Genomic DNA, 20,153 nt, shown 5'->3' with positions numbered 1-20,153 from the left:
CTCAGTTACCTCCAAATCATGCACTATGCAGCACGCTTATCTTTTGATGAGAACCAACCTATAATCGCAATCCCGAGCAAAACGGACCAAAAGGTGATTTTCCATCCGAACGAACTCGGAAATGATTCAGAAAATATGGCTACTTTAGGGTGCGAAAATGCAAAGACTGCTAATTTCACACCGACCCATCCTACTATTAAGAAAGCTACGGTTTCTAAACCAGGTCTCTTTTCTAATAGACCACTGAAAAAAGTAGCAGCAAATCGCATTACAATCAAGCCTATTAGTCCCCCTGCCAAAACAACGAGAAACTGTCCGCCATCAATACCTCCAATAGGTGGTAGAGATGTACGAGGTAAACTTACTGCTAATGCTACTGCTGCCAGGATAGAGTCTACAGCAAAAATAATATCTGTTATTTCTACCTTTAATACAGTCATCCAAAAACCAGATTGATTGGCCTTTGTATTTGTAGTACTTGTTGATTTTTTAAAATACCATTTTCTAATGATATGGTTAAGGGCAATCGCAAAGAGGTAAAATGCACCGATCGCTTGTAGTTGCCACACATGGATGAGAAACGAAATGGCAAATAGAGAGAGAAATCGAAAAACAAAAGCGCCAGCTAATCCATAAAATAGTGCTTTTTTCCGTTCTTTCTCTGGCAAATGCTTCACCATGATCGCAATCACCAAGGCATTATCAGCTGCTAAAATTCCTTCCAATATAATCAGCACAAGCAAAATCCAACCGTACTCTATCAAGACTGCATAATCCATACCATCTACCCCTTTATTTTGCTTAAGTCATAAAACGTACTCCATATACAGAAGCGGGAGCTCAAATCTCTATAAAAAGACAAAGCGAGACCTTTGCTCTTTGAGCAAAGGTCTCGCCAACAACTGATTATCCGTTGCCAACAAAGCCGGGGACATTCATCCCGTAATGACGACTTTGTTTATGAGCTACTCCCCTTTGACATGTTCATATCAACTGTTCCCAATTCTCACTTGGTTGAAACCTAATCAGATGAATATACATAATAAAGCACAATCTTTTAAGATTTTTTAGCATATACATATATATAAGTTCCAGTGGGTTGATTTTCCCATAGTAAAATCAGGTGGAGACTCTACTCCACCTGATTAAAGTTCCACTTATAGAAGTTTCTTTATTTGCTGAGGAGGTTATGCTTATCATTTCTAAACAATTAGACATGATTATGCGCCCCTTTACACACCCTATGACAAGCATCGTTGAAAAGAAGTATCGTTTAAACAACCGTACAACTACAGAATTCACCAAAAAAGGGGTTTCCCATCCACAAAAATTTAGTGGCGTGATCCTCATCGGAAAGTTGGGATCTGGAGGAAAAATCCTGTCATTAAATCAGTATGGAATGAGAAATTACAAAGCTTCAATCCCACTTTCAACAAATACCAAATTTCGTATTGCTTCAAATACCAAGCTTTTTACTGCACTGGCTATTATGATTTTACAGCAAGAAAAAAAGCTACATGTCAATGATCGTGTTAATCTGTATACGCCACATTTATTACCTAAGTCCTTATATTCATCTCAAGTCACCATTCATCAGCTGTTAACCAATACATCCGGTTTAACTGCTAACCCTTCATACAAATCTATTCATTCACTCGGTTTTTCAGCAAAACCAGGAACACGTTATATCTATAGTAATTCTAATTACATGATTTTAGGAAAGATCATTGAGAAAGTAGCAGGTTATTCATTTGAGTCCTATATTAAAATGCGTATTCTACAGCCGCTACAGTTACATGAGACTGGTTTTAGTAATACCATGCAAGGCATTTCAAGAAAGACAGAAGAATACGTACAATTTAGCAATATACTTGTTCCAATTGATGAGTCCCGCTTTCATTTACAAGCAGCAGGTGGCATGTATTCAACTGTAACGGATCTATTTAAGTTTAATCTGAATTGGACAAAGTTAGTTAGTCCAGATACCATTTACATGATGTTTCAAAAAAATAAAACTTCTTTAAATTCCTCAAAGCGTTACTATTATGGTTACGGGCGCGTTATCGCGAATAATCAAACCTATTGGCGACATATAGGTGAAATGGGCGGATGTTATTGTGTAAACTCTGTATTCCTAAAGCGTAGAATTAGTCTTATCTACTTTTCTAATATACGGCCCATGCTAGCCAAGCAATTTCCGCTCACGCTCTTCTATCATATCAAAAAACATCTAATTGACTATCTTTAGCCACATATTTTTCCATCTTACCGTCATACACTTGTTCCAGACTACTCCGCTCAAAACACACTTCTTTATTTTGTTAAATCGACGCGTCTGATCTTTAACCATTAAAAACGGCAGTAAATGAGATATATCATCCATTTACTGCCGTCCATTTTAAGCCATATTTTGTTCATCTTGTGCTTTTGCTGATTTAACTTGCTCGTGTGCATGATATGAACTTCGTACAAGCGGGCCTGATTCAACATGCGAAAAGCCCAAATCTAACCCAATTTCTTTCCATTGTTTAAATTCATCTGGTGTATAATACTTCTCGATCTTTAGGTGTTTCCGTGTAGGTTGTAGATATTGCCCCAGTGTTACAATATTTACTTGGTGATTGTTCAGATCTTGCATAGATTCAATCACCTCTTCAAAGGTTTCTCCTACACCAACCATTATACTTGATTTAGTTGGAATATCAGGTTGCATTTCTTTAGCACGTCTTAACAGTTCCAACGAACGATCATACTTCGCTTTGGACCGCACACGATCAGAGCGCCGTCTTACCGTTTCAATGTTATGGTTCAGGATATCTGGTTTTGCATCCATGACGACTTTCAATGCATCCCAATTCCCCATAAAATCAGGAATAAGCACTTCTACGCTCGTAAGTGGGCTTCGACTACGAATTGCTTTAATGGTCTCAGCAAAAATGGCCGCACCCCCATCAGCTAAGTCATCTCGTGCCACTGATGTTACAACAGCATGCTTAACTCCCATCTGCTCAACTGCTTCAGCTACGCGGTCTGGTTCAGCCCAATCTAATTCAGTAGGTAAACCTGTTTTTACAGCACAAAAACGACATGCACGGGTACAAATATCCCCTAATATCATAAAAGTAGCTGTTCGATTTGCCCAGCATTCATAGATATTGGGACATCTTGCTTCTTCACAAACAGTATGTAACGTTTTGTTGCGCATCATTTTTTTTAGTTCTTGAAAATTTTCATTTGTATTTAATCGAACTTTTAACCATTCTGGTTTTCGTTCTCTTTTTTGTGTAGATTGTTCAGTAGTCACAACACTACCTCCTTCTCGTTCATCCTACCGTTTATCACAATCGTGATATAAAATTATGCAAAGAAGTTAATAAGATTGCTACACAAAAGCTTCTCCCTTTCGATCGCCAAAATGAAAGTAGGGAGATCACACCTTCCACACTACTGTAGGAAATTGATCAATTCATCTACCGAAATAGAACTTCTATATCATCATAACATATTCAAAGAACATCTATGCAGTCCTGTTTATTAATCAAAATTTTCCTTTTATCTTGACCGATATAGTAGGTAGATAAAATAAGGTGCCCCGATCAGTGCTGTAAAAACGCCAGCCGGTATTTCTACATTTGCTACTAAGGTACGACCCAGCAAGTCAGCTAACAAGACAAACATCGCACCTAAACATGCTGAGGTGAAAACGAAAGGACCGAACGATCCACCCACTAATCGTCTTGCTGCATTGGGAGCAATTAACCCTACAAAAGAGACTGCACCTGCAAAAGCAACGGCTACTCCTGCCAGTGCTGTACTGATCAACAATAAAATAAATCGCTCTCTCTGTACTTTACTGCCCAGACCAATTGCTACGGAATCACCAAATTCTTGTACCCCTATTTTTCTACCGAGTAAAAAGGTGAGTAATAATAGTATGACTAGCCAGAGTGATAAAATATACACATGTTCCCATTTACTTCCGTATATTGTCCCGGTCAGCCAGATTTGTGACTGTGAAGCTCTCCAAACCGGCCCTAGTAGCATAATGAGATTGGTAACTGCTTGCGTCAATGTGAAAAACCCAATACCAATTAAGATAAAACGAAATGGAGATACGCCATCTTTCCAAGAAAATAGATATATAAGTGCAGCAACTACTGTTGCCCCTACAAAAGCAGCAACTGGAATCCACTGTTCACTAATCGAAAATCCATTCATCCCATCACTAAAAAAAGTAATTAAAGAGACAGCAGCTACAGCAGCCCCCCCTGTTATTCCGAGTGTATCAGGTGCTGCTAACGGGTTGCGAACAACCGACTGCAAAATGGCACCCGAAACAGCTAAAGCACAACCAATTAATAGCGCAACCAAAATTCTTGGTAAGCGAAGTTCCTTAATAATAAAGGTCGATGTTGAATCTTGTCCCAATAAGACCTGTAAAACATCTAGAAAAGGAATATATTCAGTACCCATGGCAACGCAAAGGATTAGAATAACAAAGGTAGATATAGTGAGTAGCCCCATGACACCTACTGCTTTCTTATCTAATAAATAGGAGATTTTATCATCTCCTATCCGGAAGGAATGATATTTTTTCACCTTTTATTCACCTACCTTCCGACGTGCAATCCAAATGAAGAAAGGAGTACCAATTACTGCAGTCATGATTCCGACTGGTATTTCTTTTTGATTCATAATAAATCGCGCACCAATATCCGATACCAATAGCAAAATCGCACCCACAACGACACAATACGGAATGATCCAACGATGATCATGCCCGACCAGCCCTTTCACCAAATGCGGTACGGTCAAGCCAACAAAAACAATAGGCCCTGCTACAGCAACTGCCCCTCCCGCCAATAATGTGATAGCAAGTCCTCCCAATAATTTGGTTAATCCAGTACGCTGTCCTAAACCTTTAGCGACATCATCTCCCATTGTGATTACATTAAGTGATTTAGCTAACATAAAAGCCAAAATCATACCCACAATCATGAATGGAAAGATCGGTGCCACTAATTCTAGTTTTCTTCCTTGTACCGAACCCGTTAGCCAAAATAACACTTCTTCTAAGCCTCGTTCATTTGTTGTTAACAATCCTTGTGTCATAGAAGTAAATAAAGCAGCGATAGCTGCCCCTGCTAGTGTTAATTTAAGAGGTGTTAAGCCTTCTTTTCCTCCTGATCCTAATATATAAACAATGACCATTGATAGAAAAGCGCCGAAAAATCCAGCATAAACTAAGATGGATATAGCTGATATCGACCAGAATACCACCATAGATACAATGAATAAGCTCGCTCCAGCATTCACGCCTAATGTTGCCGGTGAAGCGAGTGGATTGCCCGTAATGGACTGCATCATAGCTCCTGCTATCGCTAAGCTCGCTCCTACAATTACTGCCAAAAGGGTACGAGAAATTCGTGTATCTTGAATAATTAAATGCTCATTAGAACCATCCATGTTAATAAATGATTCAATGACCGTTGTCATCGGAATCTCTGTGATGCCAACACTTATACTGAGTGCCATTAAGATGAGGACAAGTAGTGTTCCAATCACAAGCCCACTCCATAGCTGTTTTTTAGAAGTTAGTATCGCATTCAAATTTTTCACCTCTTTTTATCCATTCAAAGTGAATCTCGTGGATTAGTGTGTCGATTTTCATGATTTCACCCCATCATTTATCGCATATTTTTGATTAATCAACACTGCTGAGCAAATGCAACAATTTTCTATTATAACCACGCGAATTAAGTCTATGTTACAGGCATAAAAACTGTCAATGAAAATGAAAATCATTGTAATAAAAAGATTGACATTTGCACGATCTACCCTATAATATGATTATAGATAAATGATAATGATTATCATTGATATGATACATAAGGAGCGCTGAAAGATGCGAAAGCAAAAAATATGGTTATCTGCAATTATCCTAACAACGATCTTATCCATCATGGTAGTAGGATGTAGCAATACGACGAATGAAGCAACACCAGCTAATGAAGGTAGTAAAACAAGAACGATTGAACATGCAATGGGTAAAACAGAAGTACCAGAAAACCCGCAAAAAATTGTTGTTTTGACTAATGAAGGATTAGAAGCTGTACTATCCATGGGAGTAACTCCTGTCGGTGCCGTAGAATCATTCTCCGGTAAAACCTGGTATCCACACTTGGAAGATAAACTAGGCGACACAAAGCCTGTTGGAATTGAAATGCAACCTAACTTAGAAACCATTGCTACACTTAAACCAGATTTAATTATCGGTAATAAAGTAAGACAGGAAAAAGTGTATGAACAACTTTCCGCTATCGCACCGACTGTTTTCGCCGAATCATTGGGTGGCGATTGGAAAAATAACTTCCAACTTTATGCTCAAGCCCTTAATAAAGAAGAAGAAGGTAAGAAAGTTTTAGCTGAATACGACGAAAAAATCAAAGCAACGAAAGAAAATGCTGGTGATTTATTAAATGAAAAAGTATCAGTTGTCCGCTTCTTACCTGGAACCATGCGTATTTATCAATCAGCAAGTTTTTCTGGCGTTTTGCTTAAAGATTTAGGATTTGCTCGTCCAGAAAATCAGCAAAAAGAAGACTTAGCTGTAGAAGTAACCCATGAGCAAATTCCTCAAATGGATGGCGATATCCTATTCTACTTCACATACTCACCAAAAGCAGGTGAAACTGGAGATCAAACAGAAAAAGAAATTACCTCAAATCCGCTGTGGAAAAATTTAAATGCGGTTAAAAATGAAAAGGCATTCCGTGTAGATGACGTCATTTGGAACACAGCTGGTGGTGTGTTAGCTGCCCAAATCATGTTAGAAGATCTAAATAAAACAATCACAGAATTGAAATCAAAATAAGCATTACCCAATCACAAACCAAGATGCAGATGGCATCTTGGTTTTTTATGTATCTCATATTTTGGCGTAGAAAAAGGCAGACTAAGCATAATAGCTTCCTAATAAGATGGTGATTAAGCATGTATAAAAAATGTTATCTATGGCTTAGCCTCGTATCACTGGTGTGCCTTTTTACACTTTTTTCACCCGCTTCACTTTATGCAGTTGAAAATGATCCGTACGAGACAAAACGCCAAATGTTTGAAACGATGCAAGGAATCACGGGTGTCCCATGGGAGTATTTAGCCGCAATGGATATTTATGAAAAAAATATCCATCTACACCCAAAGGACCCTCAAAAAAATAGCCGAACAATCGCGATAGAAGTGCCGAGCCATCAATGGGCAGGTTTATTAAATCCCGATCTGAATGACAAAAATACAGCGTCTATCCGATTTTTCAATGGCATAGGTCATGATGGTGACGGAGATGGCATCGCAGATCCCAACCATGATTTAGATATACTCATTAGTGTATCTAAATTCCTAACCAAAAATGGAATGACTGAAAGTCATGTTCGTAGTCAACTGTGGCATTATTACCTTCATCCTACTACAGTTGATGTCATTACGCATATTGCTAAGATATTCCAAAAGTATCCTAGACTCCAATTAAACGAACACACCTTCCCTATATCACCTGGTTATTCTTACTCCTATCGAAACACTTGGGGTGCGAAGCGGGGGTGGGGAGGGCGACGCATTCATGAAGGAACAGATATTTTTGCAAACTATGGTACGCCTGTCCAAAGCACATGTTACGGGTATGTGGAGTTGATCGGTTGGAATCGCTTTGGAGGTTGGCGTATCGGTATTCGTGATACGAATAACAACTACCACTACTTTGCGCATTTAAACGGTTTTAAAAAGGGATTGCAAAAGGGAGACATTGTAAAGCCCGGTCAACTAATTGGTTCAGTAGGCTCATCTGGTTATGGCCCTCCTGGAACTGCGGGTAAATTTCCTCCCCATCTGCACTATGGTATTTATAAATTTAACGGAAAAAACACCTACTCATTTGATCCTTATCCACAATTAAAACAGTGGGAAAAAAATGCGCATAAAAAGAGAAAGGAAAGTCGCAACACCTCTATTCATAAATAATCTACACAGCCGCATTATTGATTTCGATTGATCTGCTCTAAAATAAGATCCGGTTGAAGCCCTTGAATCGCTTTTCCTTTAATGACTGTTACGGGAACGCCTAAAAAACCAAGTGCTTTAACTTCTTCCAAATAAGCGGAGTTCAAACTACAATCCCTTGTTTCATATTGAATTTGGTGGTCATTTAAGAACCGTTTTAAAACATTACACTCAATACAATGTGGCTTTGAATAAACAATAATGGTCTCCATTGCTCTCCTCCTTTCTAAGCATTATTTTAGCACAAATGCGAACACCTTTACGCCGTACGGCGTAAAGGTGTTCGCATTACATCTTAATTCGCTTTCGATTTATCAGATTTATAAGCGACAAATAGGAAATAGGCTAATCCGCCCCAGAGCAGAGTTGCACCTAGAATAAACATAATCCAAGCACTAAGCCCCATGTTTATGTCTCTCCTTTTCATCAGAAGATTGTATAGGTGGCCATTTTTTCATCTGTAATAAAAATGCACCTATAATTAAGGCAATCACTAAACCATAACCAAATATCGAGAGTGCACTAATTGGATAGCCACCGTCACCATAAGGTTCATTAATCTCACTAATTGTACCACTGATCAAAATGTAACTGAGGATGAGCGGACTGATAAATTTCAACATGACAATCCACCATTTACCCACTTGAATATCAGATACTGAATTGATGTGATCGCGTAGCGGATTTAATTGTTTTCCAACCCATCCGATTAAAATCATCGCAACGAGTGCACTAAACAAAATACCAAATTTATTCACAAAATTATCGACGATATCGAGTAAACTAAGACCACTACGTGTTGTATAAGCAATACTAACCAATAACCCTAATCCACAAATCCAATTCACAGCTGCTTTACGACTTATATTCATCTTTTCTTTAAAGGCGGATATACCTGGCTCTAATAAAGAAACTGCTGATGTAAACCCTGCGAAAACGAGCGTCCCAAAGAATAACACACCAAAAAGTGAATTAAGACTTGGAAAAGCATTAATAATATTGGGGAATACAACAAAAGCTAGCATTGGTCCACTGGATACAACTTCGGTAACGGCTACATTTTGCTGAACAGCCAGAAAGCCTAGTGCTCCAAAAACGGCAATGGCAGCTAAAAACTCAAACCCACTATTTGCTAAACCAGCAATCATACCACTATTAGCCAAATCACTTTTCTTTTTTAAGTAGCTAGAATAGGTGATCATTATACCAGCACCTAAGCTTAAAGAGAAAAATACTTGACCATATGCTGCAAACCACACATCCGTATTCAACATTTTACTAAAATCAGGTGTGAATAAGACATCTAACCCGTCCATTGCACCTGGCAAGGTAATCGCTCTTATGGTAAAAATAATCAAAAGGACGATGAGTAATGGCATTAATATTTTACTTGCTAATTCAATTCCTCTATTTACACCACGATGCAAAACCCAATATACAAGTGCCCAAACCAGAATAACAGGAATAAGAATTTGCCACTGTATACCGCCAAAACTCCAGAAATCTTCACCCACATTTAAGTATTGGCTCAAGAAAAAAGATTGGGTATCATCACCCCATTGTGTTCCCATAGAAAAGTACGTATAACTTGCCGCCCAACCAATTATTACCATATAGTAGGTGATAATGACAAAAGAAACAAGTACTTGCCACCAACCGATCCATTCAAAGCGATCAGATAATCGTTTGTAAGAGAGTGGTGCTGATCCTCTCTTTTTATGACCAATTGCATATTCCATTAATAAGATTGGGATCGCCGCTGTAAACAAAGCGATTAAATAGGGAAGTAGAAAAGCACCCCCTCCATTTTCATAGACGACATAGGGATATCTCCAGATATTTCCTAAGCCGATAGCGGAGCCAACTGCGGCTAGAATAAAGCCTGAACGTGAACCCCATTGTTCTTTTTGTTCCATTTCCAATCCTCCTTAGTTTGACTAAACTAAATTATTTGTTAAGGTTGATTAATCAGAATAAAACCCCTTAATCAGAATTATACTACTATTTATCTCATTAATCACTCATTTTTTTAAAATCACAAAAAATAATTATTTCAAGGAATATTGATTTATGCCATTCCCATTACATTAGTGTATGATCATTCGTTATAATAACAATTGAATCTCACACAGGAGAGTTGGTACATCATGCATAAAAACTTACGAAGCTTTATCAACCAATTAAAAAATGAGAAAGAGATTGTAGAGATTGAAACAACAGTTGATCCCCATCTGGAACTAGCAGAAATCCACCGCCGAGTCATCGAAGATGAAGGGCCTGCGCTCCTCTTTACGAATGTAAAAGGAAGTTCTTTTCCAGTGGTAACCAATTTATTTGGCACCTCACGACGGGTTCAGCTTGCTTTTGGGACAAGGCCGGAACTGTTGATGCAACAAACCGTTGATCTCATGCACAAACTAATGCCCCCTTCACCTAAAGCAATCTGGTCAGAGCGTGGCTTAATTAAAGACTTACTTAAAGTAGGCTTAAAAAAAATACCTGCTTCTCAAGCACCCGTACTGGAAATAAAACAAACTAGTCCTGATTTAACACAACTACCTGTCCTCACCTCATGGCAGGAGGATGGTGGACCTTTTTTCACTCTGCCATTGGTTTATACGGAGCATCCTATTACAAAGCAACATAATTTAGGCATGTACCGTATGCAAGTATTTAATGAAAACACGACAGGCATGCATTGGCAAATCCATAAAGGGGGGGGCTTTCACCATCATGAAGCTGAATTGCGTAATGAACCACTCCCTGTACGCGTTCATTTAGGAGGGCCACCCGCACTTATCGCATCTGCCATCGCACCTGTACCTGAAATGTTGCCCGAACTACTACTCACATCCTTGATTGTGGGGCAAAAATTGCCGATTGTCCGTCCAGAAGGAGGGCAATATCCCTATATTGCGGATGCAGAATTTGTCATCTCAGGATCCGTATTGCCACATGAAAGGCGTTTAGAAGGGCCCTTTGGTGATCACTACGGTTACTACTCCTTAGCGCATGACTTTCCCATCTTGCAAGTAAATGAAGTATACCACCGCAAAGATGCTATTTACCCTGCTACTATCGTAGGTAAACCCAGACAAGAAGATTACTACCTGGGCGAATTTTTACAACGACTTCTTTCCCCAGCATTTCCAATGGCAATGCCTGGTGTTCGGGATTTATGGACCTATGCGGAGACTGGCTTTCATGCCTTAGCAGCGGCTGTAGTTCGTGAAAGCTATAAACGTGAAGCAATGGCAAATGCTTTTCGGATTTTAGGAGAAGGCCAACTAACGCTAACCAAATTCCTAATCGTAACCGATCAATCCGTTCCATTGGAAAATTTCCCACTTCTCATAGAAACCGTATTGGAAAGATTTGATCCAGCTACCGACTTATTTGTGATTGGAAACACATCAATCGATACACTCGATTATACAGGCCGTCGACTGAATCATGGGAGTAAGGCCATTTTACTTGGCACAGGTGACAAAAAACGGGAACTCCCTGTAAAATACAGCGGTCCCGATCTAAGAGGTGTTCATCACATTGCTTCCTACTGTAAAGGTGTACTCTTACTAGAAACAGCTCCCTTCTCAGATGCACCAGAGATTGCAAATGAACTTTTGCAACAAGGACATGAATCACTTAAAGAATGGCCTCTCATCTTTATCGTAGATGATATCTCCATTGCATCAGGTCAAACGCCCTTTCTTTGGACGGTATTTACACGTTTTGATCCAGCTCATGATATCTATGCAAAAGCAGAACTGATTCGAAATCATGCCAGTTACACATTCCCGCTTATCATCGATGCTCGTATGAAGCCGGGGTATCCAGATGAATTAGTACCAGACTCAGACGTTGTGAAACTTGTCGATGATCGATGGAATACCTATTTTAAAAGTTAAAGATCAAACAAGCCCAGCAAGATCCAATTCCTACTGGGCTTGTTTTCAATCAAATAGATTTCCAATCGATCCAAGTATACTCCCCTCACCTTTATCTCCAGAAGCAGCAGCAAACACACGGCTAGCCAGTCTACTAAAGGGTAAAGATTGTATCCAAACTTTACCTGGGCCTCGCAATGTTGTAAAGAATAAACCTTCGCCACCAAACATGGCGGTTTTGATACCACCTACAAACTCAATATTGTAATCAATGGTCTTCGTCATGGCGACCAAGCAACCTGTATCAATTCGTAAGCTCTCCCCTACAGCAATCTCTTTTTCTATGATCGCTCCCCCAGCATGAATAAAGGCTAAACCGTCGCCCTCCAATTTTTGCATGATAAATCCTTCACCACCAAAAAAACCTTTCCCAAGTTTTTTCTGCAAGGCTATTCCGATGGAAACTCCTTTAGCAGCACAAAGGAAAGCATCTTTTTGACAGATAATTTTACCCCCATAGTTTGATAAATTAAGTGGAATCACTTTGCCAGGGTAGGGTGCTGCAAATGAAACATGGCTCTTCCCTTCCTTTTCATGTGTGAATACGGTCATAAATAAACTTTCACCGGTCAATAAGCGTTTTCCAGCTCCGAAAAGCTTCCCTACTAATCCATTTCCACTTTTTCCACTTCCATCACCAAAAATGGTTTCCATCCGTATGCCATCTTCCATCATCATCAAGCTTCCCGCTTCTGCGATCACACTTTCATTATTATCCAATTCAATTTCGACAAACTGCATATCTTCACCGTAAATTTTATATTCGATCTCATGTGCACTTCCCATATTCAGCTTTCCTCTCTGGCGTATTGATTGCTTTACACTTTCATTTTGGGATCATATATATCGCGTAAGCCATCTCCCAACAAATTAAATCCGAGCACAGTCAGCATAATCGCAACCCCTGGAAAAATCATCGTCCATGGTGCTAATTGGATATATTGTCGTGCATCCGACAACATCGTACCCCACTCTGGCGCAGGTGGTTCAGCTCCCAAACCTAGAAACCCAAGAGCTGCTGCTTCAATTACTGCAGTTGCAAAACCTAATGTTCCTTGGACCAGTATAGGGGTCCAGCTATTAGGAAGAATATGACGCATGATAATGCGTGCATCTTTCATTCCAATCGCACGTGCTGCTGCAATATAATCTTCCGTTTTAACACTTATTACGCGTGCGCGCATTAATCGCCCAAAAGTAGGGATATTAATGATTGCGATGGCTAAGAGTGCATGATTTAAGCCTGGCCCTAGCATCGCTACAATTGAAATGGCGAGTAAGATACTGGGAAATGCCAATAAAATATCAAATAATCTTGAAATGAATGTATCACGAATACCACCATAATATCCAGCAATTAAACCGAGTAAACTTCCTACTAGGATGGAACCCGATATTGCAAAAAAACCTACCCACAGTGAAATTCGGGTACCGTATATCACCCTTGTAAATATATCACGCCCCATCTCATCTGTACCAAACCAATGTTGTGCCGATGGCGCAGTAAGTAAATCTGGACTACGCTCCGTATAATCGTATGGTGTGATCAAAGGAGCTGAAATAGCTAGCAACAAAAATAGGGTAACAATCATAGCACCAATCATTGCAGAACGATGGCTTAGAAATTGTTTTCCCATAATCGCTCGTGTGGTTGTTGGGGTAGTCATAAATTCACTCCTTTTCATATTGAATCCGAGGATCGATCCAACCATATAAAAGATCTACAAGTAGATTTATACATACAAAAATCGTCGCTAAAACCAAAATTCCAGATTGAATTACAGGGTAATCACGCGCATGGATCGCGTTATATATATAACTTCCAACACCCGGCCAACTAAAAATGGTCTCTGTCAATACGGCTCCACCAAGCAATAATCCCATTTGCAATCCAACTACGGTTAAAATAGGCATAAATGCATTTTTTAAAGTATGTTTATAGATCACCCAAAATTCTGATAAACCTTTGGCTCGTGCAGTCCGAATATAGTCCGAGTGCATGACTTCAAGCATACTGGAGCGTGTCATTCGTGCGATAATCGCCATTGGTATTGTTCCTAAAGCGATCGCTGGTAAAATGAGATGCATGATTACATCTTTTAAGTATGTAACATCTCCATATAAAATCGAGTCTAATAGATAAAAATTCGTAATTCCTACAAATCCAAGTCGTGGATCAACGCGCCCGTAGGAAGGAAGAAGATCCAGATATTGAGCAAAGAACCACAACTCCATTAAACCTAACCAAAACACTGGAATCGAGACCCCAATAAGTGCGATGATCATCGTACCGTAATCTAACCAAGAGTTATGTCTCCACGCTGAAAGAACCCCTAAATTAATTCCGAAGATGAAAGCAAACAGCATGGCCACCATGCTTAATTCAAAAGTTGCTGCTAAAAAAGGGCGTATTTCTTCAGAAATGGGCCTCTTCGTAATTAAAGAAGTTCCGAGATCTCCCGTTAAGACTCCTTTCATATACTGAAAATATTGCGTATACCATGGCTTATCCAAACCCAGATTTTCTTTAACCAGTGCAACTTGTTCTGGTGTCGCTTTATCTCCTAGTATGACTTTAGTTGGATCACCAGGTATAGCATGTACGATTGAAAACGTAATAATAGACATCCCAATCAAAACAGGGATTAACATGAGCATTCTTCTTATGATATAAGCATACAAACCTACCACTCCTTTTGAAAAAATGGCATTGCCCATAAATCAGCAATGCCACCACACCATTACGCTTTATTTTGAGATAGATACGTTATACAAGGGTTCCGATCCAGTTGGATGTGGTCTCCAACCTTTCACATCAGAGCGCGCTGCTTCTGGTACTGTCGCATGAACAAGCGGAATCCAGGGGGCATCCTTTTTGATGATATCTTGTGCTTTTTCATAAAGAGCAGATCTTGCACTCTGATCCGTCGATCGTTGTGCTTCAATTAAAATGCTATGAAGCGGTTCGCTTCGATAAAACGAGATGTTACCAGCATCAGGTGTACGTGTATTATCCTTATCTAATAACACATACAAAAAGTTATCAGGATCGCCGTTATCTCCGATCCAACCAAATAAAGCCATTTGATGCTCACCTTTTCCAACTCGATCTTTATAGGTTTGCCAATCATAAGATACGATTTTAGTTTTAACACCAATCTTAGCAAAATCCTGTTGCATATACTCAGCTACTTTTTTACCATTTGGCATATAAGGACGCGGATCTTGCATCGCATAAAATTCCACTTCAAAGCCATTTGGATGACCTGCCTCAGCTAGTAATTGTTTTGCTTTTTCAATATTGTACTCATAATCAATTACCGAATCGTTGTAACCCCACAATACATTTGGCATTGGGTTAATTGCTGGCTCTGCCATATTGGCATAAAAGCTATTAATAATCCCCTGTTTGTTTACAGCCATATTGAGGGCTTGACGCACCTTGGGATTATCAAATGGTTTTTTCTCCGTATTAAAAGCTAAATAGGCAATATTCATTCCTGGACGTATATGAAGTGCTAGGGCATCATTTTGTTTGACAGTTTTGGAATCATCTGGATTCATGCCATCCATCATATCAATATCTCCAGCTTGTAGTGCAGTAAACCGAGCTGCATTATCTGGAATTGACTTATAAATGAGTTTATCCATGAGTGGAAAGCCTTTTTGCCAGAAGTTATCATTTTTGATCAATGTAATTGCGTCATTCTTTTTCCAACCATTTTCCGCTATTTTAAAGGCACCTGTCCCAACCGGATTTTGATTAAATTCAACAGGGTCTGCTTTGACAGCAGTTGGCGAAGCAATCGCAAAGGGTGGCATTGCCAAGTTATTTAAAAACGGCCCTGAAGTAAAGTTTAGCTCAAATTTCACAGTATGGGCATCGACCGCTGTGACAGCTTTAATCACATGACCGTCATCACCTAGGTAACCACCAAACATATACGCATAATATGGAAATTCTCCACCCTTATGCTCTGGATGTTTGGGATCCATCCAACGATTAAAGTTATAGACTACAGCATCTGCATTAAAGTCCGTACCGTCGTGAAACTTGACACCTTTACGCAAATAAAAAGTCCAGGTTTTCCCATCTTCACTTTGCTCCCACTTTTCGGCTAGTGCTGGAATTACTTCTGTGTTGTGCTCTTTATATTGAACAAGCGTATCAAAAATTTGTCTTGTCACCTTAAGCGATTCCCCATCTGTTACCTGAGCAGGATCTAAAGAAATGGAGTCCGCTCCCCGTCCATAAATGAGCGTTTTTGCAGCAGCATCGCCTGCATTTTGTTTATCTACACAACCCGTAACAAAAGCAGATAAAATCATGATCATGACAATCGAAATGATCAGAAAACTCTTTTTAAACATCTCTTTTTCCTCCTATCAACAAAAATTTCTAAGTAAACCTTGCACCTGCTTGAAAATTTACATACCTATCCCACTCGTTATATTCTATATTTTCCGATAAAAATCCTTTTTATTTGTAAATCTTTTTTACTCACGTAAAAACATTATCAGTTTTAAGCAGCACTGCTCGAATTAGGTACGTCGATTTTTATGATTTTTCTATTTTATGCAAGGCAGTTTAAGACACTACTACTCTTGCATGTTAACCCCTTCGTCAAGGATTTTTAATTTCTGGTGTGGGTGGGACAACAGGCGAATTCAATTCACCTCTTTGCATAACGCCATTTTGATCATTATAAAAATAATATTCTGGCACATCACCTACCACCAATGCATCTGCAATTGGGTATTGAAAATCTACGGGTATACTCTCTTTGGAAAAAGGAACAACCATTCCCATTTCAGTATGCACGTTCACCATCAAAGTTACACGAACCATATTAATGCCCTGTGCCTCCATCTTGGGCACCACATTAACGATAGCTGCACCTTTAGGCCACATTTCAATGGGTATATCCGGCCCAAATTCCGAAAAAATATTACTCTCTAACATTTGTCCAATCGATATTTTAATCGGGTGATCATCCAAATGCTTCATCTCGCTACTTATCGTATTGGTCATCGTGCTATAAATTTTGGCTTGAACAGCATTGTTAATTTGAATAGAGGATATGGTACCATTGCGATCTTTTTCAATTTGCATCGCTTGATTCAATTCTTCACCATGCTCTTTTTGAATCTCTTGTATTCCCTTAGTCATAGCTGTTTGTGCAATTTTTTTCACCTCTGTTTTCGCAATTACAATGAGAATAGGCTGTAAATTCTTTTCTATCATCCATAATACTTGAAAAAGGATCGCAATAATAATAACAAAAATAAATACCCAAAAACTTTTTCGTTTTCTAACTTTAAAATAATGTGGACGTTGGCTGATAATCCCTCTGCTTCGTCTAAAACGCATCATTTTTCCTCCTCGTCCATCATTATGCTACAGGAAGGAAATATATCCCCATTTATCCTTTATGTGATCCTAGTACAAGGTTATTTTTATACTACAATACACTAATGCGTTAAAATAATTAATTATTTCAAATTTCAATCTCATTCTGTATACTAGTATTAGGTAACACAGTTGATTATCTAAAATACCCCATTGTATGAGATATTTACCTTCTTGATAGCCATTCATTTTCTCACAATATCCTCACAAACTGCATATATGAAGAAGAGGGAGGGATCTTCTTGTCTAATCCATTTACAAATAAGAGAGTCATCTCATCGAATGAATTAGCAATACTCAGTATGCACCAACTTTTTGATGAGATGCTCACTTTATATCATACCATGGGATTAATTCATAACGATAAGCTTCGTGCTGTTTTGCTCGATATCGATGTATATGAGCAGATGATTCAACGACTGAAAGAATTAGAAAATCGCTATGAAGATATTGAATATGCAAACCAGTTTGCCTATCGTATGGATTTACCTGATGAACACTGGATCAGGAGATCAGGATCAACTTCTCGACTTACCTTTTTGCAACACTTTACGAATAGAGATGATTCATCCCCATGATACACGAAATATATCATCCACATTTTTCTGATGACCTGATTTTTTTACTTCATGAATTAGGTAAGAAAAAGGGACATGAATGTCTTCTGCAAATCGATCGAACGATTGAACATATTATTCGATTCCCTCATAAAGCAGCAAAACTAATTTATCCACCTTTGACGGATTACCGTAAAAAAAAATTTTTCCCCATCGCACGACCGGGGAAAAGACAGCGTCCTAATATGCGCTTAATTTACAAGTACAATCCTGATAATCAAACCATCTACTTTCTAGCAGTAGGTATCCGATTGACAGAAAAACCGCGTAATACAAAAGATATTTATCAGCGCATTCGAAATCGAAACGATCAATTATATAAGAAAGAATAGTCATGTCGTTTAACCAAAATGTGAAAAATGATTTGTCTGAAAGGGTCTTTTGAAATAACGGTAAGGTTTTGACGAAAATGATGGATATCGACACCCCTGTTATTTTTTAATTCTAATTGGGAAAAAGCGACGTTTTGCAATCATTACTTCTTCATATCCACAAAATCGTGCAAGTGCCTCTTCCTCCATAGGTATCCGAATAAAAACAAGGATTACGGCATTTAAGATTGAAAATATTAAGGCTGTATAAACCGCTCCAAAAATGACTGGAAAGAGAATCATCTCCAGCATAACCACCACATAATTGGGATGTCGCATAAAGCGATACGGTCCTTGTACTTGCGGCGGTTTTCCCGGCAACACCCATATACGCGTATTCCAATACTGGCCTAATGAACGAATGCTCCACATACGAAGTCCTTGTGTCGCCATAAACAATAGTAAGGGGATCATCCACCACGATGGGACTTCAGTCGCTACATAGCGAGCTTCTATAAGTATAGAAATAAAAAAGCATACATGCAACGCCATCATGAGTGGATAATGCCCCTGTCCGATTTCAATACCGCCTTGTTTTCGTATCCAGTTCTCGTTTCGCTTTGCTCTGACAAGCTCCCATAGCCTTTGCATGATGACGACCAACCATAAAATTAGCAATCCCTTCATATCCATATTTGAACCCCCCTCTCACCATTGTAATAATAGTAATTCTGCACTAAAACCGGGTCCTAATGCAGCCATAAGCCCATAACTGCCAAATTGATGACTTTCTTTTAATTCCTTTTCTAACACAAACAGCACCGTAGCTGATGACATATTCCCAAATTGTCGTAATACCTCATAAGCATGATCAAATACCTCCCGCGGGCATTCAAAAGCATCTTCATAAGCTTGTAACACTTTTAATCCACCTGGATGCATCACCCATCGACTCATATCAGATCGTGATAACCGATTTTCTTGTAAAAAGCGATCGACTACAGGAGTTACCTCTTGTCGCACAAGTGAAGGAATATCGCGCGAAAAAATAACCTCTAATCCATCGTTTTGTAACTGCCATCCCATTACATCAAATGAATCTGGCCATAGATGACTTTGCGTCGTTAAAATACGTGGGCCAATCTCAATGCCTGCTTCTTCTCCTGCTAATAGAACAGCTGCAGCTCCATCTGCAAATAATGCAGTCGCTACTAAGTTACTTTTAGAAAAATCCTGAGAACGAAAGGTTAAGCTACATAATTCAAGTGCCACCACCAAAACTTTGGCATGGGGAAAAGCTTGTACATATTCATACCCTCGTGCTAATCCTGCTACCCCACCCGCACATCCTAGTCCCCAAATTGGTGTTCTTTTCGTATTCAATTTCATTTTAAGCTGGTTGATCAGATGAGCATCAATACTCGGTGTAGCTAACCCCGAAGTGGAGACAAAAAAAATGTGATCAATTTCAGTCGGATCGGTGTTAGATAAAGATAAACATTTCCGAATCGCCTCTTCTCCAAGTTGACAAGCGACTTCAATATAAGCCTGATTCCGCTCATAGAAAGAAGGTTCTTTTTCAAACCATTCCTGTGGTCTACTAAATCTTCTCTCTTCGATTGCTGTATGTTCAAAGATAGGTAGTAAACGATCAATGTGTGGAAATGAATGTTGAAAATGGCGCTTAGCAAATGCTCGTGCCTCACTTTGATTCATGACATGTGGTGGATAAGCGGTACCTACAGAAATAATCCTAGACATATAAATCCCCCAGTTATATCCATTCAGATCAAGCGTATCGATTTGCATGTTT

Annotated in this window: 20 protein-coding genes and 1 riboswitch; of the genes, 6 read left to right on the top strand and 14 right to left on the bottom strand. The window is 39.1% G+C overall.

The window, feature by feature from the left end; translation table 11 throughout:
* Positions 1-23 precede the first annotated feature (23 nt).
* Positions 24-779, bottom strand: a complete 756-nt coding sequence (locus tag IC619_RS04740; protein ID WP_191139228.1) for a TerC family protein — start codon at positions 777-779, stop codon at positions 24-26.
* Positions 780-897: 118 nt separating this feature from the next.
* Positions 898-986: riboswitch (yybP-ykoY riboswitch) on the bottom strand.
* Positions 987-1,189: 203 nt separating this feature from the next.
* Here IC619_RS04740 and IC619_RS04735 point away from each other — a divergent pair.
* Complete coding sequence (locus IC619_RS04735) at positions 1,190-2,248, top strand: serine hydrolase domain-containing protein (protein WP_191139229.1); 1,059 nt, start codon at positions 1,190-1,192, stop codon at positions 2,246-2,248.
* 150 nt (positions 2,249-2,398) lie between these two features.
* Here IC619_RS04735 and lipA read toward each other — a convergent pair whose 3' ends face one another.
* From lipA to IC619_RS04720, 3 genes are all read right to left on the bottom strand, one after another.
* On the bottom strand, positions 2,399-3,304 hold the full coding sequence (gene lipA, locus IC619_RS04730) for a lipoyl synthase (protein ID WP_191139230.1): 906 nt from the start codon (positions 3,302-3,304) through the stop codon (positions 2,399-2,401).
* A gap of 248 nt (positions 3,305-3,552) precedes the next feature.
* The gene (locus tag IC619_RS04725) at positions 3,553-4,599 is read right to left on the bottom strand and encodes an iron chelate uptake ABC transporter family permease subunit (protein WP_191139231.1); all 1,047 of its coding nucleotides are present in this window, start codon (positions 4,597-4,599) and stop codon (positions 3,553-3,555) included.
* Positions 4,600-4,602: 3 nt separating this feature from the next.
* Complete coding sequence (locus tag IC619_RS04720; protein WP_430624099.1) at positions 4,603-5,601, bottom strand: FecCD family ABC transporter permease; 999 nt, start codon at positions 5,599-5,601, stop codon at positions 4,603-4,605.
* A 304-nt stretch (positions 5,602-5,905) separates the two neighbouring features.
* Here IC619_RS04720 and IC619_RS04715 point away from each other — a divergent pair, with 304 nt between their 5' ends.
* Complete coding sequence (locus IC619_RS04715) at positions 5,906-6,874, top strand: ABC transporter substrate-binding protein (RefSeq protein ID WP_191139232.1); 969 nt, start codon at positions 5,906-5,908, stop codon at positions 6,872-6,874.
* Positions 6,875-6,993: 119 nt separating this feature from the next.
* Positions 6,994-8,016: a M23 family metallopeptidase gene (locus IC619_RS04710; RefSeq protein ID WP_191139233.1), complete on the top strand. Its 1,023-nt coding sequence runs from the start codon at positions 6,994-6,996 to the stop codon at positions 8,014-8,016.
* Positions 8,017-8,030: 14 nt separating this feature from the next.
* Here IC619_RS04710 and IC619_RS04705 read toward each other — a convergent pair whose 3' ends face one another.
* From IC619_RS04705 to IC619_RS04695, 3 genes are all read right to left on the bottom strand, one after another.
* Positions 8,031-8,267, bottom strand: a complete 237-nt coding sequence (locus IC619_RS04705; protein ID WP_191139234.1) for a glutaredoxin family protein — start codon at positions 8,265-8,267, stop codon at positions 8,031-8,033.
* Between the two features lie 83 nt (positions 8,268-8,350).
* On the bottom strand, positions 8,351-8,461 hold the full coding sequence (locus IC619_RS04700) for a MetS family NSS transporter small subunit (RefSeq protein ID WP_191139235.1): 111 nt from the start codon (positions 8,459-8,461) through the stop codon (positions 8,351-8,353).
* Positions 8,451-9,971, bottom strand: coding sequence for a sodium-dependent transporter (locus tag IC619_RS04695; protein ID WP_191139236.1), 1,521 nt, complete (start codon positions 9,969-9,971; stop codon positions 8,451-8,453). The genes IC619_RS04700 and IC619_RS04695 overlap by 11 nt, the downstream gene beginning before the upstream one ends.
* A gap of 228 nt (positions 9,972-10,199) precedes the next feature.
* Between IC619_RS04695 and IC619_RS04690 the strand changes: the two genes are divergently transcribed.
* Entirely contained in the window at positions 10,200-11,963 is a 1,764-nt protein-coding gene (locus tag IC619_RS04690) for a UbiD family decarboxylase (RefSeq protein WP_191139374.1), read from the top strand.
* Between the two features lie 45 nt (positions 11,964-12,008).
* On the opposite strand, the gene IC619_RS04685 is transcribed toward IC619_RS04690, so the two are convergent.
* The 5 genes from IC619_RS04685 to yunB form a co-directional block, all read right to left on the bottom strand.
* Positions 12,009-12,788 (bottom strand): TIGR00266 family protein, encoded by a 780-nt coding sequence (locus IC619_RS04685; RefSeq protein ID WP_191139237.1) that lies wholly within the window; start codon positions 12,786-12,788, stop codon positions 12,009-12,011.
* A 32-nt stretch (positions 12,789-12,820) separates the two neighbouring features.
* Positions 12,821-13,639 carry an ABC transporter permease gene (locus tag IC619_RS04680; RefSeq protein WP_430624098.1) on the bottom strand — a complete coding sequence of 273 codons (819 nt, stop codon included), beginning with the start codon at positions 13,637-13,639 and terminating at the stop codon, positions 12,821-12,823.
* A gap of 34 nt (positions 13,640-13,673) precedes the next feature.
* Positions 13,674-14,684: an ABC transporter permease gene (locus IC619_RS04675; RefSeq protein WP_191139239.1), complete on the bottom strand. Its 1,011-nt coding sequence runs from the start codon at positions 14,682-14,684 to the stop codon at positions 13,674-13,676.
* A gap of 66 nt (positions 14,685-14,750) precedes the next feature.
* Positions 14,751-16,373 (bottom strand): ABC transporter substrate-binding protein, encoded by a 1,623-nt coding sequence (locus IC619_RS04670; RefSeq protein WP_191139240.1) that lies wholly within the window; start codon positions 16,371-16,373, stop codon positions 14,751-14,753.
* A gap of 253 nt (positions 16,374-16,626) precedes the next feature.
* Positions 16,627-17,373 (bottom strand): sporulation protein YunB, encoded by a 747-nt coding sequence (gene yunB / locus IC619_RS04665; protein ID WP_191139241.1) that lies wholly within the window; start codon positions 17,371-17,373, stop codon positions 16,627-16,629.
* Between the two features lie 281 nt (positions 17,374-17,654).
* Between yunB and IC619_RS04660 the strand changes: the two genes are divergently transcribed.
* Positions 17,655-17,990 (top strand): hypothetical protein, encoded by a 336-nt coding sequence (locus tag IC619_RS04660; protein WP_191139242.1) that lies wholly within the window; start codon positions 17,655-17,657, stop codon positions 17,988-17,990.
* The gene (locus IC619_RS04655; RefSeq protein WP_191139243.1) at positions 17,987-18,361 is read left to right on the top strand and encodes a hypothetical protein; all 375 of its coding nucleotides are present in this window, start codon (positions 17,987-17,989) and stop codon (positions 18,359-18,361) included. The genes IC619_RS04660 and IC619_RS04655 overlap by 4 nt, the downstream gene beginning before the upstream one ends.
* Positions 18,362-18,460: 99 nt before the next feature.
* On the opposite strand, the gene IC619_RS04650 is transcribed toward IC619_RS04655, so the two are convergent.
* Both IC619_RS04650 and IC619_RS04645 read right to left on the bottom strand, forming a co-directional pair.
* Positions 18,461-19,033: an isoprenylcysteine carboxyl methyltransferase family protein gene (locus IC619_RS04650; RefSeq protein WP_191139244.1), complete on the bottom strand. Its 573-nt coding sequence runs from the start codon at positions 19,031-19,033 to the stop codon at positions 18,461-18,463.
* A 15-nt stretch (positions 19,034-19,048) separates the two neighbouring features.
* Positions 19,049-20,101 carry a type III polyketide synthase gene (locus IC619_RS04645; RefSeq protein WP_191139245.1) on the bottom strand — a complete coding sequence of 351 codons (1,053 nt, stop codon included), beginning with the start codon at positions 20,099-20,101 and terminating at the stop codon, positions 19,049-19,051.
* Positions 20,102-20,153: the final 52 nt, after the last annotated feature.

Origin of the sequence: Polycladospora coralii (assembly GCF_014773435.2) — a bacterium.
Taxonomy (GTDB): Bacteria; Bacillota; Bacilli; order Thermoactinomycetales; family Thermoactinomycetaceae; genus Polycladospora; species Polycladospora coralii.
The sequence above is the reverse complement of the archived record's forward strand: the minus strand, read 5'-3'. Positions and strand labels throughout refer to the sequence as shown.

Excerpts from the sequence above, each read along its gene's own strand:
- IC619_RS04645 (WP_191139245.1), bottom strand. The coding sequence starts at position 20,101 with ATGTCTAGGATTATTTCTGTAGGTACCGCTTATCCACCACATGTCATG.
- IC619_RS04735 (WP_191139229.1), top strand. The coding sequence starts at position 1,190 with ATGCTTATCATTTCTAAACAATTAGACATGATTATGCGCCCCTTTACA.
- IC619_RS04695 (WP_191139236.1), bottom strand. The coding sequence starts at position 9,971 with ATGGAACAAAAAGAACAATGGGGTTCACGTTCAGGCTTTATTCTAGCC.
- IC619_RS04710 (WP_191139233.1), top strand. The coding sequence starts at position 6,994 with ATGTATAAAAAATGTTATCTATGGCTTAGCCTCGTATCACTGGTGTGC.
- IC619_RS04715 (WP_191139232.1), top strand. The coding sequence starts at position 5,906 with ATGCGAAAGCAAAAAATATGGTTATCTGCAATTATCCTAACAACGATC.
- IC619_RS04680 (WP_430624098.1), bottom strand. The coding sequence starts at position 13,639 with ATGGGAAAACAATTTCTAAGCCATCGTTCTGCAATGATTGGTGCTATG.
- IC619_RS04685 (WP_191139237.1), bottom strand. The coding sequence starts at position 12,788 with ATGGGAAGTGCACATGAGATCGAATATAAAATTTACGGTGAAGATATG.
- IC619_RS04700 (WP_191139235.1), bottom strand. The coding sequence starts at position 8,461 with ATGGGGCTTAGTGCTTGGATTATGTTTATTCTAGGTGCAACTCTGCTC.
- IC619_RS04740 (WP_191139228.1), bottom strand. The coding sequence starts at position 779 with ATGGATTATGCAGTCTTGATAGAGTACGGTTGGATTTTGCTTGTGCTG.
- IC619_RS04655 (WP_191139243.1), top strand. The coding sequence starts at position 17,987 with ATGATACACGAAATATATCATCCACATTTTTCTGATGACCTGATTTTT.
- IC619_RS04670 (WP_191139240.1), bottom strand. The coding sequence starts at position 16,373 with ATGTTTAAAAAGAGTTTTCTGATCATTTCGATTGTCATGATCATGATT.
- IC619_RS04705 (WP_191139234.1), bottom strand. The coding sequence starts at position 8,267 with ATGGAGACCATTATTGTTTATTCAAAGCCACATTGTATTGAGTGTAAT.
- IC619_RS04650 (WP_191139244.1), bottom strand. The coding sequence starts at position 19,033 with ATGGATATGAAGGGATTGCTAATTTTATGGTTGGTCGTCATCATGCAA.
- yunB (WP_191139241.1), bottom strand. The coding sequence starts at position 17,373 with ATGCGTTTTAGACGAAGCAGAGGGATTATCAGCCAACGTCCACATTAT.